Below are 17,890 nucleotides of genomic sequence, written 5' to 3'. Positions count from 1 at the left end.
ATTCATCAAGCCTTGTACCACTCTCACTATTCACATATTTCAAGATCAATCATGTCATTCCGGGCACGGATACTCGCCTTCCCGCCAATGGCAGTCAGAATGCCCTTCACCTTCGGATCGGCAAAAGCTTCGTGCAAATCTGCTACTCTGGATTCTATTGAAGAAGATGCAAAATCGTCGCTTTCCAGCACATGTTGCGAAAAGCTCACCGCAAACCCGAGTTGCTCCAGCTTTTGCTGGGCAATTAGACGATTTTTCTCGGAAACGATAGACAAACTTCTGGACGGCGAAAGAATGGGTATCTCGTCTCCAGCCTTTAGTTTGGGCGCTTGCTTTCCTATGATCATGGTCATTCCCCCCTATATACGAAGCATTTAAACTGCCACAAATTATACCATCAACTTCCATCAAATTATAGCTTTTAGAAATACGCTCTCCATTTCCCCTCTCCTTCATACAGCAGTAAAAAACCGGGGATTACCGCTTAATAGCGATATTCCCCGGCGCACTAGCCCGTTAATGAAGCTTTTCGATTACTTGCTTTTACTGGTTGTGGTATGACTACTGTCTTCATTCTTTTCCTGCACCAGCTCTTTCAATTGGATAATCAGCGTCTCCAACTCCCCGAAGCTAGCCACCATGTTGGAGGTTATGTTCCGTTGCTCCTCTACACCAGCTAATATTTGTTCCGATGCCGCACTGGCTTGCTCCGTTACACTTGCAAATTCCGTCATCTCTTGAACAACCTGAGATGAAAATTGCTGCATACTGGTCGTGCTGGCTTCCACATCCACAGCCTGAAGCAGCACTTTGTTGGCATTTTGCAAGATGTCTTCCAGTACAACTTCCGTTGAATATGCCGATTCCATACTTTGCTGTAATCTTTGCTGGCCGATATCAAATTGACTTACAACCGAATCCATTTGAGTTCTCAGTTGGGTCAAAATGCCCTCCATCGCCACCGAGGTGCTGCCTACCATTTCAGCCAAATGACGCACCTCTCCGGCCACGATGGCAAATCCTTTGCCATGCTCCCCTGCTCTGGCGGCCTCAATGGATGCATTTAGGGAGAGCAAATTCGTTTGCTTCGAGATTCGAGTAATATCGTTAAGCATGGCAGACATGTTATCACTTTGTACTTTAAATTCATCCAATTCTTCCTTGGTACGGCTCATAACCTGACCCAAATCGGAAATTTGGGACGTTAATGCGAGTAGCTGGCTGCTTCCTTTTCCTCCCGCATTTTTAGTACCCTCGGATAGCTGCTTCAGCTCTCTGGAATGACCTGCGACATCACGGATATGCTGATCCGAATGGGACAAGTTATCCGTAACCTCGGTGATATTCGAAGCTTGCATTTCTACACCTTTGGCGACCTCCTGAAAACCGATAGCGACTTCATTCGTCACAATGCCGGTGGCATCTACCTGATTTCTAAAACGCTCGGTAAAGCTATACAATCCAGCCACAGCTTGTCTAACTTGCTCAAACAGAAACTCAATACGTTGCCTTGTCGCATTAATATCTTTATTTTGCTCTTCACTTTTTTGAAACTGCTTTTGGTTCAATATCGATACCACTAACAGCAAAAACCCAATTAATAAAACAATTATAAACTCGTGAACATAGCGCAAAGAACCGGTAGCAGGAGGAACTGCGGGCGTACCGATCGAAATCTGCACAAAAATATTACACAGATTTAAGGTCATAGCAACCAGAAAATATCGGTAAGACGGATACAATAAAAATAAAGAGCAAATCAATATGGTGGTGACCACCTCGACGCTCGTTAAATTCAAAAATATACATACCAATACGCTAAAAAACGTGGTGACCCACGGAATGAGACGAATTCCTTTCTTTTTAATATTCAAAATCGTCATAACCGCTGCGACGACAAACCCTACTCCATTAGACACCCACATCGAGGGATTAGATAATGCCGGGACGATGCCACTCAAGGCCATAATCCAAAAAACAAAGATCACCAATTTGTTTCTTTGCCACAACAATTCAGTCATTCTGTCCATAATTGTGTACGCGCTCCTTAGATATATATTAGGTATTTATAAAAGAAAATGTAAACGCCTTACTTTATATATCGACATATCAGAACGCGTATTGAACGAGATCGTACAATAGTTATTCTCTACCTTTAATTACCAAATAATAAAATCATCTCTAGATGGATGTAATCGCATATTATTTAAACGCAAAAAATCGCCCCCCCTGATCAGGGAGCGATTTTAGATTTATCTTTAAATAGCCGTCTTCAGCAGGAAGACACTCATCTATCCGATGACCTACAGCATCAGGATTCCTTGTTTTCGGAAGCCTGTTCTGTACCTTCTGTTGCAGTTGCATCGCCTGCCACAGCAGCATTTTCCACCTCAACCGCACGCGGAACGATAATGGAAGCAAGCAACTCTTCCTCAGGAACGTGCAACGTTACTCCTTTAGGAAGTTTCAGGTCGCTCGCGCTCAGCTTGTCACCGACATCCAGTGCGGATACATCCACCTCAATGGTAGATGGCAGGTCAGCAGGAAGACCCTCGACTTCGACTTCGTTTTCCTGAATTTGCAGAATACCGCCCGTTTTTGTACCTACAGGTGTACCCTGATAATCAATAGAAACACGCACGCGAAGCGGCTTGTTTTTGGAAATTTTCAAAAATCGGCATGCAACCACTGGTTGTCACGTTGCTGATAATCCTTAATGATGACCGGAATGGTTTCTCCACCCTCTACGGTGAGGTTGAACACCTCCGAACGTCCGGTTCTGACTACTTTATTAAATTCTTTGGTATCGACATGTACAGGGGTTCCTTCAAGCTCAGAGCCGTAAACCACAGCTGGAATCCGTCCTTTTAACCTCAATCCACGAAGTGCCGAACCCTTCTTCTCTGTTCTCGGCTGGGCGGTCAGTTGAATACTTCCTCCATTAGAACTCATGATATACAACCTCCTTCAGGTTACCTTACAAATGATTATTCCTCAAGAATCTTGCCTGTTCACCAGTCGCACTACAAGGTATAAGCCAGCAAGCTGGCAAAATCAAACAAGTCCATAATTCTATATTACCCCTTTTTTCTGAAAATGACACACGTTTGCATAAAAAAATAGCATCTCTCGAAATAATCGAAAAATGCTATTCAATGTACGAAAGACAACCAACCCTATAAAGCTATCCCGCCCGGTTGTCGTTGACCAACAGCAAATATTCTTCTCTGCCACTGTGAATCAATACCTGCATCACAGATCGGTTCAGGTCTACATCAATATACCGATCGGCCTCAATATCCTTGGCATCCCACTGATTGAGACGGATGATGTAGCCGATCCGCCGCACATGAGGAGCCACTTGAATACGCGCTACTGCGCGACCGTCATCCAATTCACTCAATTCTACATGTCCGTCCCGGCATCCGGTGCCCCATACCCACACATTCCAACCGGAATATTGTCGATCCGCACGCTCGTAAATCAACTCAATGGTGCGATACAACGCCGCTTCTTCGTAGTGACCTGCGATTTCTTGGTCTGTTCCCTCATCCGAACCTTCCAATCCGTTCTCCGCCAGCTCGTTAGTCTGATCCTGTCCGGTCAAAAAGGATGGCTGAGCGGGTTCCTCCTGATCATACAGTACCATCATCGACCAGCGCGAAACGGTCACACGATGGCCTGCTACTTCATACCGTATCTCATTTCCAGCCCCGTGAGCATCCACAACGACATGCCAGCGATCCGATTCCGCAGGCAGCAGTATCGTCTGCTCCGTATCCGAGCCGTTATAAATCACCACAATCTGATTCCAGGCATCGCCGTTAGCATGGTGCCTCAATGCAAAAGCTACCACATGCCCACTGCTGTGCAGCACTTCCATATGCTGCTCCACCAGCTCCCGGTGATCCATCCGGAATGCCGGATGACTGCGCCGTAAAGCGATTAGTCCCTGATAGTAATCAAATACGGGACGAAATCTCGCCTTGTTCTCCCAGCGAATAGCATTCACCACATCCACACTACGGTAGCTATTATGGTCTCCATATTTGGAGCGCAACAGTTCATCACCTGCATGAATAAAGGGAATGCCCTGGGAGGTCAGCACCATGCCGTTTGCCAGCAAGGATTTGCGTACGGTTTCATTCCCCAGCAAATCATGCTCATTCACTTCCCGGTACGGGTCTGCTTCCACCACGGCTTGTTCGGCCGCTCTCCCATCCTGCGGCTGACCCTGCTCCCATTGAGGAAAACCGCAGTGTTCCCGCAAATGCCGCACCGTCAAAATTTTATCCCACAGATTGAGATTATCGTGAGCCGTGACATAATTGACCGTTTCCGAAGGTTGGGCTGTAAAATCATGAATAGCTCCAAAAACACCTTTAAGCACCAGTTCCTCCTGATCCCATGCCCCCGTGGCAAAGCCACTTGCGGTACCATCACTGTCACCCTTAATAGCAGAACGATAGTTGTCATTGAAGACGGCAAAGCCTTTGTCCCGTTGTGTTCCTTTTAACGTCAGCAGAGGCTGCGGGGATTCTCCCCCGTCCAAGGCTCTCCATAGATAAGCAGATCGGGACGAACCTCAGAGCGGAGCTCCTGTGTAAGCTGCTCTACAGTCGGCGTATCTATCAGTCCCATCAGATCAAAACGGAAGCCGTCTATATGATATTCCTCTGCCCAATAGCGCAGCGAATCCTTGATATACTTGCGAACCATCGGGCGTTCGCTTGCCACCTCATTACCCACACCCGAGCCGTTGGAAAGCTGCCCATGCTCATCCGTACGGTAATAGTAACCCGGTACAACAGGGTCGAACGGCCCTTTTTCCACCGAGAAAGTATGGTTGTACACGACGTCCATAATGACACCGATGCCAGCAGTATGCAGGGATTGCACCAGCAGCTTCAACTCCCGTATACGTGCCTCCGGGTCAGCCGGATTGGAAGAATAAGATCCCTCCGGCACATTATAGTGCTGCGGATCATAGCCCCAGTTATATTCCGTGCCCTGTTCCGCAAAATCATTTACCGTATGGAAATCAGCTACCGGAAGCAGATGGACATGTGTAATGCCCAGCTCCAGCAAATGATCCAGTCCGATGCTGTTGCCCACCGAATCTTTTAGTCCCGTATACGTAAAGGCTGCAAACCGTCCTTGTGCGGCAGATAAGCCTTTTTCTCCAGTATTAAAATGTGTATCCATTGAAAAATCACGCACATGAAGCTCATATATAATGGCATCCGTAGCCCGGGCAAGTGTGGGTCCAGCATCCTCTTTCCATCCGTCCGGATGGGTTTGAGCCAAATCAACGATTGCCGTGCGCTGTCCATTGGCTGATACCGCTGTCGCATAAGGGTCGGCGGCATAATGAAGGGTACTGTCTGCCCCTTCCAGCCTGTACATGTAATAATACTTGTTCCAGTCGCCTTCCAGCTCTACGGACCATACACCACGCTCATCACAGCTCATCGGAAATTCCCGGCCACCGCTATGGTCCTGAACGTTACCTTCCTGGTCGTACAATCCAGCGTTGTCATACAGCGCTACATGGACCTGCTTTACAGTCGGTGCCCATACTTTAAACATGCTGCCCGCAGGCGTATAAGTAAGACCCAAATCATGGCCTTCATATGTGGGATATGTTGTGTGCTCAAGCTCCTTGAGTTGATTGAAATCAGACATTCCTGTTCACCACCCATTTCTGTACATCGGCTTTCAGCCTCTGTTCATCCATCATTTATGATGTTTACGACTTGTCAATATACCTCAGGATTTTGCAAAAATCCTTACCTACTAGGCTATCAAAATAAGACAAGCTTGAAAAGTCGGATGATTTCAAATACGGATGCTGCTTTCATTTCACACGCACACTCCATTTTATGACAAAACTATGAACAGGCTACAGCAGCAGCCCTCCAAGCACCATAAATAATTCCCTTTAACCCTTCACATACACGCTAAAAACGGCCAAAAAATCAGGACAGCCTGCGGTTATCCATCTGAAACAGATCGTCTGCGATCCGCATGGTGGAGCTTCGGTGGGAAACAAGGACAATTGTTTTATCCTGCTGCTGTTCCTTTAACGATTTTAAAATGATCGCTTCGTTCAGGCTGTCCAAATTGCTGGTAGGCTCATCGAGCAGCAGGAGCGGAGCATCATGAACAAAGGCTCTGGCCAGCCCCAGCCGCTGACGTTCACCACCGGACAGCCTGTCCCCCAATTCTCCGACACGGCTGTCATATCCTTGAGGCAAGGTCATAATAAAATCATGCACCGACGCCCTGCGGGCTGCTTCCACAACCTGCTTATGCGTAGCATCAGGTTTTCCAATTTTAATATTGGCCGCAATCGTATCATCAAACAGGAACGTATCCTGATCCACATAGCTTTGCAGACCTCTCAAATGCTTCGTTCCAATTTCCTTCAAATCATGTCCAGACAGCAAAATCCCGCCCTGCTGCGGGTCCCTGAATCGCATCAGCAGCTTGAGCAAAGTGGACTTGCCGGAGCCGCTTTTCCCTTGAATACCTGTAATCCGCTTGTGCGGGATGGTAAGACTTACATTATCCAGCACCGTCTGATCCTCATACGCAAAAGTTATCTTGTCCACCTGCGCCCCGGTAAAGGCAACGCTCATTCCCCCGAAATTTTCCTCGACCTCCGGGGTTTCCTCCAGCAGACTCAGCACTCGTTCCCCGCTCGCCAGCGTTTGAAGCAGATTGTTGGATAAATTGCTAAGCGCAACTACTGGGCCAAACGAGCTAAACAGGGCAATGACGGAAACAAGCATCCCTGTAAAGCTGACCTGCAACTTGGACATACCATACAATCCAGCCAGCAGCATCAGAAATGAAAATCCCACGACCGCCGCATCCGTTATCGCTCTTGTGATACCTTCATGATGCTTCAAGCTCTTCTGCTTGGCATCCAATTGATCCGTACGACGGTTAATTTCCGTCAGTTGTTGTTCCCCGTGTCCGTATTGCACGATTTCTTTCATGCCACGCAGGCTGTCCAGAAAATAACTGCTCAGCTTACCGAAGCTGCTACGGTATTCCATACCCTGCCGTCTGCCCATACGTGACGTTAACAAGGGAATGAACAGGCCGACTGTTATGTAAGCAAGCGCAGCGAGCCAGCCTAATAGAGGCTCATAAGAACCGATAAAGAATACCATTAGCAGTGAAGTGATGATGCCGATCATAACAGGCGCTATCGTGTGTGCATAAAACACTTCCAGCAGCTCAATATCACTCGTAATCAGCGAGATCAGATTTCCTTTGTCCTTGCCTTCGAGCTTGGCTGGCGCCAGTCTGCGCAGGGCTTGAAGCACCTTGTCACGCAGCACAGCCAGCAGTTTGAAGGCGAGGTAATGACCACTCATTTGCTCGCCATAACGGAACACCCCACGCAGTACAGCACAAATCACGATGGCCGTGAGCAGAAACGTCATGCTGTAGCCTGTCGTGATGCCCGTTGCTGTAAGCAGGGCAAGGGCTCCATAGACAATAATGCCAATAGCACAAGCAAATCCAAGCACTCCTGTAACAATCGTTATGAGTAGCACTGGTAAAAGAGGCCCGGCCAGTACCAGTAATTGGGCCATGATCCGTAATCCGTGTCTACGCATATACAGCACCCCCTTTTACAAACTGCTCTACCCGGTGTTGACTGAGATACAACTCCGCATAATGTCCCTGCTGGCTCAACAGCTCATGATGCGTTCCCGATTCTGCCACCAAGCCGTTTTGCAGCACATAAATACGGTCGGATTGGACAACATTTTCCAGTCTATGCGAGATGAGAATAATGGTTTTTCTGCCTGCCAACGCATGTATAACCTCCATAATACCTTCCTCGCTCTCACTGTCTATGTTAGAGGTAGCCTCATCAAAAATGTACACGCTACTATCATGCAGCAGCGCTCTTGCCAGCGCTAGCCGTTGGCGCTGTCCCCCTGACAGGTTCGCTCCCTGCTGCTCCAGTTCTACTTCCAGTCCTCCCTGCGAGAGAACAAAGTCATACAGCTTCACCTGCCGCAAGGCTTCCAGCATTTGTTCCTCATTCGCGTGCTCATTGCCCATTTTCAAATTAGCTTCGACCGTGCCCTTGAAGATATAGCTGTTGAAACCGATCCAGGTCATATGCCGCATGCGGCTTTCTTCTGAAATGGCGGCAAGCTCGGTTCCTCCAACGGTCAGACTTCCTTGATAACCCTCATGATGACCAACGATTAATCCGGCTACTGTACTTTTACCAGAGCCAGATTCCCCGACAATGGAAACAAAACTGCCCTGAGGAATTTCCATAGATATATTTCGCAGGGTGTCCCTTTCGTCGTAGGCAAAATTCACCTGATCCAGTCGAATATCGGTAGTCTTGATGCTTTCTTTTCCTTGTACCAGTTCCTCTGTACTCAGAATTTGAAATATTTTGTCACTCGCTGCCATCCCGTTCATGGCGATATGAAAGTAAGAGCCCAGCAGGCGCAACGGGATGAAAAACTCCGCCGATAGCAGCACAATAATCAGCGCTCCCGCCAAGCCGATATGACCAACCGAATATTCGCTCACTGCGACCAGAACACCAGCAGCGGCACCGCCAAATGCAATAAGGTCCATGACTGCCACCGAGTTAAGCTGCATGGTCAGTACTTTCATTGTCATTTTACGAAAATCCTCGGCAGCCGTGTTCATTTCCTGATGTTTCTCCTGGTCTGTCCCGTATATTTTAAGCGTGGTCAGGCCCTGTACATTTTCCAAAAAGCTGTGGCCCAGATTGACATAGCTGCCCCAATATTTTCGAAACAGCTTTTTAGCCATTCTCATAATGACTATAATCGACACCGGAATCAGCGGAACGCAGATCAACAGAATAATGGCAGCCTTGAAGCTGACAAAGGATAGTGTGATGAACAACGTTACGGGTGCAAGCAGACTGTAAAATAGCTGGGGCATGTATCTGCCAAAATAGGTTTCAAGCTGCTCCACTCCTTCTACAGCAACCTGAATAACCCCCGACGTGGAGGTATGATCCGTATACGCCGGCCCCAGCTTCAGCAGCTTGCCGTAAATTTGCGAGCGCAGCGTTTTTTTGGCATTCACGGAGGCCCGATAGGACAGCATACTGGCTGCATAATTGCACAAGCATCGGACTGCAATCGCAGCAATGACAATGGCCGTCACAGATAGAATCAGCTTACGGGTAACTTGTCCCGTCCATGCCTGTTGCAAAACAAAGGACATGGACAAAACAGCGGCTATACTTCCCAAAAGACCGATCCACTGCACAAGCACACCCAAAACGATATATTTTCGGGAATGCTCCACCAGACCGAGCAGACGGCTGTCGACCATTTTAGCCCTTTTCTTCGTGGTATCAGCAAGTGCAGCTACAGATGGAGTTGGGGATGGAGTTTCCCCTGTAGTGCCTCTCACCGTTCCGACCCGGAATATAAAGTAATAATATTTGAAGAGGATGACCAACGCGATAATCACTTTGGCCCACACTGGGGGGTTAAAATAAAGCCGGTAATGAGCATGGCTGACGCCAATCCCAGAGTGGTGATTTTCGTGGACAGCTTCAACGATCTCGTTTGGACGAAGCTTTCCAGATACTTATGATACAAAGAGGTATTCGAAAACCATTGGTGAATCCGTTCAGACCCCCGCATAAAGAAAAGGCTGCCAGCAGCAAAAACGGCGTAGTCGGCAGCAACGGTACTACCACGCCAATCACTCCAAGCGCCAAAAATAGAAACCCTAAGGTAACATAGATCGGTTTCACTGTAATCCTCCCTAAATAGATATGATGATGACTCCATTTTGTAGATAATGATAATCATTATCAATATAACCAATTTAGACAAGTTGTTATGTGATGTAAATCACGCATATAAAAATCCTCTTGAAGCACATCCCTACAGAACACGTTAATGTGGATGTGGATGTTTGTCTTCAAGAGGATTATCGAAAATAACGCGCGTTATTTCGTTGTTTTATGAACTTATAATATCATATTGCTCCATTACCTGCCGGAGTAGCGGGTGATCTGCCGGTATGGATGTATAGCGTGTCAGCGCCACACCCAGTCCTTCGCTGCGGATCACCTGCTGGAGCTCGACTGCCTCGGGGTCCTCCGCAATATCAAATTTACAGGCAGCAGCCATTCCTAACGCCAGATGATCCGTCGGGATACCATACTCCTCCGCTTGCAGTGCCGGACGTACAAGACGGTCATTGGGAGACAGTTTCCGTAACGGCGAACGTCCGACCCGAGTGACCTCGTCTGTCAGATTAGGGTTGCGGAAGCGATCCAAAATTTTGGAGATGTACTTCTTATGCTCCCCCTGATCCAAACCGAAGCGCTTTACAAGGACCGCCCCTGTTTCCTCCAGTGCCCCTTGTATCGAATCCACCACCTTGTTATCCTTCATGGCTTCCTGAATGGTAGCATAACCCGCGTTATAGCCAAGATAGGCCGCCACACAATGCCCCGTATTCACCGTGAACAGCTTGCGTTCAATATAAGGCTCCAGATCCTGCACGTATAGGATACCTTCAATCTCTTCATGGTCAGGGGCCATTTGCGAACGATCCACCACCCACTCGTAAAAGGGCTCTACCTGCACATGCAACGGGTCCTCATGATGCTGGATCGGCACAATCCGGTCTACAGCAGCATTTGGAAAATACACCGAAGCCTCTGCCTTGGCACAAGTCGCCTCATCCAGTAGCGCAAAAACATGCTCTTTCAGTTGAGCGCTGCCTCCGATTGCATTTTCGCAGGCGATCACATGTAGCGGCGCTGCGCCGCGCTCTATCCGCCTCTTAATCCCCTCGGCAATGCCTGCCGCGATATGCTTGAGGATGCTGACACCCACTGCGGTCGTTACCAAATCAGCGTGGTCTACCGCGTCTGCTACAGCCCCTGCATCTTTGCCGTCAATCGCGGTTACATTCGTGACCATCTCCGTATCCTTGGTATCATTCGCCAGCTCTACAGTGTATTGCTTGCGGCGGCGTAACTCGGATACAAGGGTGTCGTTAACATCCGAAAAGACAACCTCATAGCCTGCACGCGACAGAATCAATCCGATAAAGCCGCGACCGATATTTCCTGCTCCAAAGTGGACGGCTCTCATAGTTCCATCTCGCTTTCGAACAGATCCATAATTTCCTGAGGGGTCACCGCGTTGCGAAGTTTCTCCATATTTTCTTCCTCCGCACACACCACAGCGATACTCGTCAAAATCTCCATATGATCGCCGCCTTGTGCTGCGATGCCGATCACCATGTATGCTTTTTCTTCCCCAAAATCTACACCTTGCGGGAACTGAATGATCGAGATGCCAGTCGATTGAATGAACGTCTTGGATTCCTTCGTGCCGTGTGGAATAGCCAGCCCGTTCCCGATATAGGTAGACACGATCTCCTCGCGTTCCAACATCTTGTCAATGTACTCACTTGTAATATGTCCGGCATCCAGCAGGATTGTCCGACCATGCGAATCGCCTCGTATTTGTCTTTGGCGGTTGCGTTCATTTTTACTTTATCTATCGTCATAATGCTCACGGTAGGTTCCTCCCTGTCCCTAATTTACTGTGAAAAAATTCAGCCAGTTCACTTGATATATAATTGACAATATGCTCACGGCTGCCGTGTTCCAGAAGCGTAACCATGTCTTCCTGCAACAGTAATGCACTAATCTCGCTCAATACCTCCAAGCTTTCTCTCGGCAGCTCGCGAGGTCCCAGCATAAGCAGCACGCAATCTACCTGTTCGCCTGCATCCCCCAGCAGTGGCTCTGCCAGCTTATACAAGGTAAGCGAAGGCTGGCGGATATAGCGGCTACGCGTATGGACTAAAGCAATGGAGGTATCAGGGATAACCTGACTCCCCTGGCGCTCTCTTTCCATGAGCTGTGCAGCAATGGCAGTAGGCTCTGTGACGTTCCCCCGCCCCGCCTCCAGCATGCAGATAGCCTGTACGGTAGCCCGCATATCCATCCTCTGATTTTCCAGCGGATACACTTGAAATTGCTGCACAATGTGTACAATTTCCTCGAGACTTTTCCGCAGCCCGGTGAGCCACTCCATGCCCTGACCGGGCTGAACGGCCTGTTCCTGCTGCTGATTATGGGGATGCTTGAGTGTAATATGCTGGATAAAATGACGCAGGCGGTCACTCTCCTCCTGCGTCAGCAACGGGCTGATCTTAAGGTAACGATCCGGTTCAAGCGGTAGCTCCACCGTCGAAATGATCAGATCATAATCCTCTTTCGGAATCCGCGCCGCCTCATACCATGAGGCCCTATCCACGATTTTGATCTGTGGCAACTCCTTGGCGAGCCTTGTAGCAAGCAGCCTGGATGATCCAATGCCGCTCGTGCAGACAACGATGGCCCGCACCTCCCGCCGCAATTGCCGTAGCCGCTCCAGCGAAGCGCCGAAATGCATGACGAGAAATCCGATCTCTTCATCCGGCACTTCCATTTCTGTCATGTCCGCCGCAGCCTTCTTCACCGAGTCGAACAAGCTGCCGTAATCCTTGCGGATTTGCTGAAGCAGGGGATTACGGATGGATCTGCCTTCCTTCAGACGTTTGAGTACCGGAGCCATATGTGCAATCAGTCCTTCACGCAGAACCCGATCCTCTGCCAATGGCGTGCCTGTCTCTTCCTCCACGCGACGAATCAACTCATGAACCGACTCCAACAGTACGAGATCATCCAACGGCAGTAGCCGGGTAGAATGATCCTCGGCATCACGAAACAGCATTCTGAAATAAGATCGTTCCGGCTCCGGAAATTCAATATTCAGCGCCTCTGACAACTCTGTGCATATGCGTTCCACCATAGCTGTACGCAGTACGACATTCTCATCCGAATCCGTTTTCGAATACGAGAGACGATGATCCACAACGTATCCGAGTCGCAAACGTGCCAACGAAACGCAAATTTGAATCAGCAGCTCCATATATTTGCTTTCCACCATGTTTTCCAGCCATTTCTCATGGGGCTGCCAGAGGGCATTTTCCACGGTCAGCAGGTTCTCTCTGCCAATCATCTCCAGCAGCTTATCGGCGACACGCGTCAAGGGGCGGGGTTCTTCCCGGCCGGAAAACAGATCCGATTCGTCCAAATTTTCGAGAGCCAGCTCGGAAATCGCCCGTCTTTTGTCTGTCTCCCTGCCTGTAATCTCGACTCCGTACCCGCGTCTGCGCACAAGCACGAGTCCCCGTTCCCCGATCCAGTCTTGCAATTCGTCCAGATCATGACTGACAGTAGTTACCGTGACCTTCAAATCAGAAGCCAGCGCCAACAGCTTGATCGGCTCCTGTGTATCCAGCAGCATACAGAGAACCACGATCTTTCTTTCCTCAGCCGAATATTCGTCCGACTTCGTATGCATCAATTGCTCCCGCAGACATACAAGCTGATCTGAGTCGGCATCCACATAGATTCCAATCCCTGATTTTTTCTCCAGCTTTACCTCATGAGCCGCTAACCAATGCTCGACTGCACTGAGTTCCCGGTGAACCGTCCTTGTGCTGACATTGATCTTCTCGGCAATTTCCCCGGCAGTTACCTCTTTGGACTGCTCCAGAAGATATTCCACGATGTCACGTTGTCGTTTCGTAATATTCATAAGCGCATACCGTTCCTTCCCAAGCTCATCCCCTCCGCAGAATACCTACTGCACACAGGCGGCCTGACTACTACGGTGGATTAAGAATCGGATTTCAGACGTTCCACCAGCGCTTCGTATTCAGGGCTCTTCAGGAAATTGTCAATGGAAATGTGCTCGGCATTCGGAGCTACCGTTTTAGCCCGGTCTGTCAACGTTTTTTGCGTAATGACAATATCTGCATCCTGCGGAATCTCACTGATTGCCGTGTTCGTTACCGTAACGTCCACACCCGCCTGCTTCATTTTTTTGCGTAAAATCGAGGCGCCCATAGCGCTTGAGCCCATACCTGCATCACAGGAAAAGACGATCTTGTTCACATCTGATTTATCCTTGACCGTTTGAACTTCGGCAATCTCCGCAGCACGATCAGCTTCGCGGTTATCTTCCGTTACAGTAGCGTTTTCGCTTGCACCCTTGCTTTGAGTTTTCATATCCTTCATGCGGGATGCCGCTTCCTCAAGATCCTCTTCTTTTTGCTTACCTGTCTTGAGTAACACAGCAGCAACAGCAAACGATACGACCGCAGCAGCGATCACACCGCTCAGCATTGGCAAATATCCACCTTTTGGCGTCATCAGGAAATAAGCAATGATACTACCCGGTGAAGGAGCTGCAACCAGTCCGGCACCTGTCAGCATGAAACAGAACGTTCCCACTACGCCCCCTGCTATAGCAGCAAGAATCAGAATCGGCTTCATCAAAATATAAGGGAAATAAATTTCATGAATCCCGCCGAAAAAGTGAATGATGACCGCACCGGGAGCCGACGACTTCGCAGAACCTTTACCAAACAGGCAGTAGGCCAGCAAAATACCAAGCCCCGGTCCAGGGTTGGATTCCAGCATGAACAAAACGGATTTGCCTGTTCTTGAAGCTTCCTCCAGCGCAATCGGACTCAATACTCCGTGGTTCAGCGCGTTGTTTAAAAACAATACTTTTCCGGGCTCAATAATGAGATTGACGAGCGGCAACAGCCCTGCGTTCACGAGGAACTGTACCCCTGCTGACAACACTTGACTGATGATTTGTACTACCGGGCCGATTGCCACATGGGCAAGCAACGCTAAAATCGCCCCGATAATCCCTGCCGAGAAGTTATTGACCAGCATTTCAAAGCCTGATTTAACTTTGCCGTCAATCGCTTTGTCGAATTTCTTCAATATCCATGCAGCCAGCGGACCAGCTACCATCGCGCCGAGAAACATCGGAATGGCCGCCCCGACAATGACACCCATCGTCATAATGGCCCCGATCACACCTCCGCGCTGTCCGTGAATCATTGTGCCACCTGTATAACCGATCAGCAGCGGCAGCAAATAATTTTTCATCGGATCAACCAGTTGTGCAAACCCCTCATTTGGGAACCATCCGGTCGGAATAAAGAGTGCCGTGATCAATCCCCATGCGATAAAGGCCCCCATATTGGGCATAACCATACCACTGAGAAAACGGCCAAAACGCTGTACGGCAACGCGCGCTCCTCCGTTTGAACTGGACTTTGTGTCCACTGTGCTCATATTCATATCCTCCTTTTAGGTAAAAAGCATCACTACCTTTTCTTAAAATTCATACTAAATGACAACGCTATCTTCATCAACGAAATGAAAACGTACTTTCGTCATGAACGTTGATGACAACATTTAAATTTAAGATAAACAGGCGCGAAATCATTCTGCATAATTCCTCTTAATATGGCCTGTAACACGAGTGTTTAGTTGAAAAACCATCCTGTCATCGGTACAATTTATGTATGAGGTCTATCCTCTAAACAAGAGAAAAACACGTAATTACGCTTGCAAAAAAAGACAGCAAAAATAGCCGCTATGCCAATTCATCGCGACTATTTTTATACAAAATCGAGCGGACAAACGCCGCCCTTATTCAATTATCCAATCTACATTGCCCCATTATTACTCATTGGCAGTCAACTGCTCGTACTGATCCGCAGACAGCAGCTTGCTTAATGCTCCCTCCAGATCTTCCCCAATCTTCACTTCGATCATCCAGCCTTTTTCGTAGGGCGATTCGTTTACCAGCTCAGGCGTACCTTCCAGCGCTTCATTCACCTTCAACACCGTTCCCGTTACTGGAGCGAACAGGTCGGATACTGTCTTTACCGATTCAATAGTACCAATCTCCGCCCCCTGCTCAATCGCTGCTCCCTCCCCAGGCAGCTCCACAAAAACGATATCGCCCAGTTGATGCTGTGCAAAGTCCGTAATACCGATTCGTACCGTTCCATCCTCTGTGCGCTGAACCCATTCATGTTCTTCCGTGTACCACAATTGCTGCTTCACTTCACTCATCCTGCTCCGCCTCGCTTTCATATGGATTACATCGTTTTGCCTACCCGTCTATGACAGGTTAAGATTATGACAACTAGAACTATCATGTCAATAATACTAACAAAAATATTTCACATTACTCCATATATCTTTCTAACTAAAATACGACAGATTATAACAAACGCTTACATATCCTTATTTATGAATAAAATGTTTTTAACAATGTTTTTCATGACATTTTTGTTGACATTTCGAATAAATTTGCGTATTAATGGGTTATAACAAGTGCTTTTGGAAACACCCGATAATTGTAAACGCGGATGAACGTGGAGGGAGAGACTGTCAACACTCGCATCGCTGTTGCCACCTGTAAAACAAGGCAGCAAGCGAGTCGGATCAAGCTGTAACCAACCGGCAGGACCGGATGACGTATAGCTGATCCAGAGGCAGCGCCGAAGGAGTAAACCTGCACCGCAGGTGAATCTCTCAGGCAAAAGGACCTCTGCCGGACGCATCTCTGGAGAGCATTCGCCATACAGGCGGATCACCCAAGGGGAAACCCGGTACACACCGGGGTAACTCTCAGGTATCAAGGACAGAGCTGAAAAAAAGTGTGTGGACTGCCGTCCATACGTTTTTTTCGGCCTGTCTTTTTTGTTTAGCCGATCACACCGGATAGGAGTGGAAAAATGACTAACTTGCGAAAAACGCCGCTGCATTCATCCTACAGCACGCTGTCGGGGGTTCGTTGCATTGATTTTGGCGGCTGGGAGCTGCCTGTACAGTTCAGTGGCATTCAAAAGGAACATGAGGCCGTCCGGCAACGTGCAGGATTATTCGATGTATCGCATATGGGTGAATTCTTGGTCGAGGGCCAGGAAGCCGAAGCATTTCTGCAACAGGTGACGACGAACGATGTCAGCCAATTGGAGCCGGGCCAGGCCCAATATTCGCTCCTGTGTTACCCGGATGGAGGTGTAGTAGACGACCTCCTTGTCTACTACAAAGGGCCGGAGCGTTACATGCTCGTTGTGAATGCCTCCAACATCGATAAGGATTGGGATTGGCTGCTTCGCCATGCGCCTGCATCCGTTCATATGGAAAACATATCAGATGCGGTGGCACTGCTGGCGTTGCAAGGACCTGAAGCTGCACGTATTGCCGCAGCCGTGACAGACACGGACATTACAAAGCTGGCTTCCTTCCGATTCAGCGAGAATGTGCAATTATTCGGAGCAAAAGCGCTCGTCTCCCGCACCGGATACACGGGGGAAGACGGCTTTGAATTTTATGTGCCTGCTGCGAATGCACCGGCAGTGTGGGACGGATTGCTTCGCATCGGTGAGCCGTATGGTCTGGTTCCCGCCGGACTTGGAGCCCGGGATACACTGCGTTTCGAGGCGCGGCTGCCGCTGTACGGACAGGAGCTGTCCGCCACGATTTCACCGCTGGAAGCTGGTTTAGGCTTTTTCGTCAAGCTGAATAAGGGAGATTTTATCGGTAGAGAGGCTCTGCAACGCCAGAAAGAACAAGGCATTCCGCGCAAGCTGATCGGGCTGGAAATGCTTGACCGTGGCATACCGCGTGCCCATTATCCCGTTTTTGCGGAAGGACAGCACATCGGCGAGGTCACAACGGGAACCCAGTCGCCCACCTTAAAACGTAATCTGGGTTTGGCTCTGGTGGACAGTCGTTTTAGTTCCCTATCCACGCCGCTGGAGGTCGAGATTCGTGGCAAGCGCCTGCGCGCCGAGGTGGTAGCCGCACCCTTTTATAAACGTCCACACTGATTTAAACGCTCGTCTTACTATAACTATCGTGATCCGTTACTAACCGCTGCCCAGTTGGCAATCATTTATTAATCGTTTATTAATCGTTTTACGTTTTTACGATCTTGTTGGTTGAAAGGAG

At 48.8% G+C, this 17,890-nt stretch carries 9 protein-coding genes, 4 pseudogenes and 2 riboswitches; of the genes and pseudogenes, 1 reads left to right on the top strand and 12 read right to left on the bottom strand.

Features of this window, described 5'->3' with window-relative positions:
* Positions 1–26: 26 nt before the first annotated feature.
* The 12 genes and pseudogenes from ASL14_RS20045 to gcvH form a co-directional block, all read right to left on the bottom strand.
* On the bottom strand, positions 27–347 hold the full coding sequence (locus tag ASL14_RS20045; protein WP_257721128.1) for an LD-carboxypeptidase: 321 nt from the start codon (positions 345–347) through the stop codon (positions 27–29).
* A 186-nt stretch (positions 348–533) separates the two neighbouring features.
* On the bottom strand, positions 534–2,030 hold the full coding sequence (locus tag ASL14_RS20040) for a methyl-accepting chemotaxis protein (protein WP_134913193.1): 1,497 nt from the start codon (positions 2,028–2,030) through the stop codon (positions 534–536).
* Between the two features lie 281 nt (positions 2,031–2,311).
* A pseudogene (locus ASL14_RS20035) lies at positions 2,312–2,952 on the bottom strand (50S ribosomal protein L25).
* A gap of 232 nt (positions 2,953–3,184) precedes the next feature.
* A pseudogene (gene pulA / locus ASL14_RS20030) lies at positions 3,185–5,685 on the bottom strand (type I pullulanase).
* 293 nt (positions 5,686–5,978) lie between these two features.
* Positions 5,979–7,634 carry an amino acid ABC transporter ATP-binding/permease protein gene (locus tag ASL14_RS20025; protein ID WP_134913192.1) on the bottom strand — a complete coding sequence of 552 codons (1,656 nt, stop codon included), beginning with the start codon at positions 7,632–7,634 and terminating at the stop codon, positions 5,979–5,981.
* Positions 7,627–9,501 (bottom strand): ABC transporter ATP-binding protein/permease, encoded by a 1,875-nt coding sequence (locus tag ASL14_RS20020; RefSeq protein ID WP_223264049.1) that lies wholly within the window; start codon positions 9,499–9,501, stop codon positions 7,627–7,629. The genes ASL14_RS20025 and ASL14_RS20020 overlap by 8 nt, the downstream gene beginning before the upstream one ends.
* Positions 9,498–9,733, bottom strand: a pseudogene (locus tag ASL14_RS20015) (DUF454 family protein). Before ASL14_RS20015 ends, ASL14_RS20020 begins: the two are co-directional and overlap by 4 nt.
* Positions 9,734–10,001: 268 nt before the next feature.
* Positions 10,002–11,147, bottom strand: coding sequence for a mannitol-1-phosphate 5-dehydrogenase (locus ASL14_RS20005; protein ID WP_134913191.1), 1,146 nt, complete (start codon positions 11,145–11,147; stop codon positions 10,002–10,004).
* Positions 11,144–11,577 (bottom strand): annotated as a pseudogene (locus ASL14_RS20000) (PTS sugar transporter subunit IIA). Before ASL14_RS20000 ends, ASL14_RS20005 begins: the two are co-directional and overlap by 4 nt.
* Positions 11,574–13,652, bottom strand: a complete 2,079-nt coding sequence (locus ASL14_RS19995) for a BglG family transcription antiterminator (protein WP_134913190.1) — start codon at positions 13,650–13,652, stop codon at positions 11,574–11,576. The pseudogene ASL14_RS20000 and the gene ASL14_RS19995 overlap by 4 nt, the downstream one beginning before the upstream one ends.
* A gap of 80 nt (positions 13,653–13,732) precedes the next feature.
* Positions 13,733–15,211, bottom strand: coding sequence for a PTS mannitol transporter subunit IIBC (locus ASL14_RS19990; protein ID WP_134913189.1), 1,479 nt, complete (start codon positions 15,209–15,211; stop codon positions 13,733–13,735).
* 393 nt (positions 15,212–15,604) lie between these two features.
* Positions 15,605–16,000 (bottom strand): glycine cleavage system protein GcvH, encoded by a 396-nt coding sequence (gene gcvH, locus ASL14_RS19985; RefSeq protein WP_134913188.1) that lies wholly within the window; start codon positions 15,998–16,000, stop codon positions 15,605–15,607.
* A 299-nt stretch (positions 16,001–16,299) separates the two neighbouring features.
* Positions 16,300–16,491, top strand: a riboswitch (glycine riboswitch).
* Positions 16,492–16,588, top strand: a riboswitch (glycine riboswitch).
* Between the two features lie 80 nt (positions 16,589–16,668).
* Here gcvH and gcvT point away from each other — a divergent pair.
* The gene (gene gcvT / locus ASL14_RS19980; protein WP_134913187.1) at positions 16,669–17,769 is read left to right on the top strand and encodes a glycine cleavage system aminomethyltransferase GcvT; all 1,101 of its coding nucleotides are present in this window, start codon (positions 16,669–16,671) and stop codon (positions 17,767–17,769) included.
* The last annotated feature ends 121 nt before the right edge of the window (positions 17,770–17,890 follow it).

Source organism: Paenibacillus sp. IHB B 3084, from assembly GCF_001447315.1.
Lineage (GTDB): Bacteria > Bacillota > Bacilli > Paenibacillales > Paenibacillaceae > Paenibacillus.
The sequence above is the reverse complement of the archived record's forward strand: the minus strand, read 5'-3'. Positions and strand labels throughout refer to the sequence as shown.

Bases quoted from the DNA above. Each gene is read 5' to 3' on its own strand.
- ASL14_RS20045 (WP_257721128.1), bottom strand. From the start codon at position 347: ATGATCATAGGAAAGCAAGCGCCCAAACTAAAGGCTGGAGACGAGATA.
- ASL14_RS19990 (WP_134913189.1), bottom strand. From the start codon at position 15,211: ATGAGCACAGTGGACACAAAGTCCAGTTCAAACGGAGGAGCGCGCGTT.
- gcvT (WP_134913187.1), top strand. From the start codon at position 16,669: ATGACTAACTTGCGAAAAACGCCGCTGCATTCATCCTACAGCACGCTG.
- ASL14_RS20040 (WP_134913193.1), bottom strand. From the start codon at position 2,030: ATGGACAGAATGACTGAATTGTTGTGGCAAAGAAACAAATTGGTGATC.
- ASL14_RS20005 (WP_134913191.1), bottom strand. From the start codon at position 11,147: ATGAGAGCCGTCCACTTTGGAGCAGGAAATATCGGTCGCGGCTTTATC.
- ASL14_RS20025 (WP_134913192.1), bottom strand. From the start codon at position 7,634: ATGCGTAGACACGGATTACGGATCATGGCCCAATTACTGGTACTGGCC.
- gcvH (WP_134913188.1), bottom strand. From the start codon at position 16,000: ATGAGTGAAGTGAAGCAGCAATTGTGGTACACGGAAGAACATGAATGG.
- ASL14_RS19995 (WP_134913190.1), bottom strand. From the start codon at position 13,652: ATGAATATTACGAAACGACAACGTGACATCGTGGAATATCTTCTGGAG.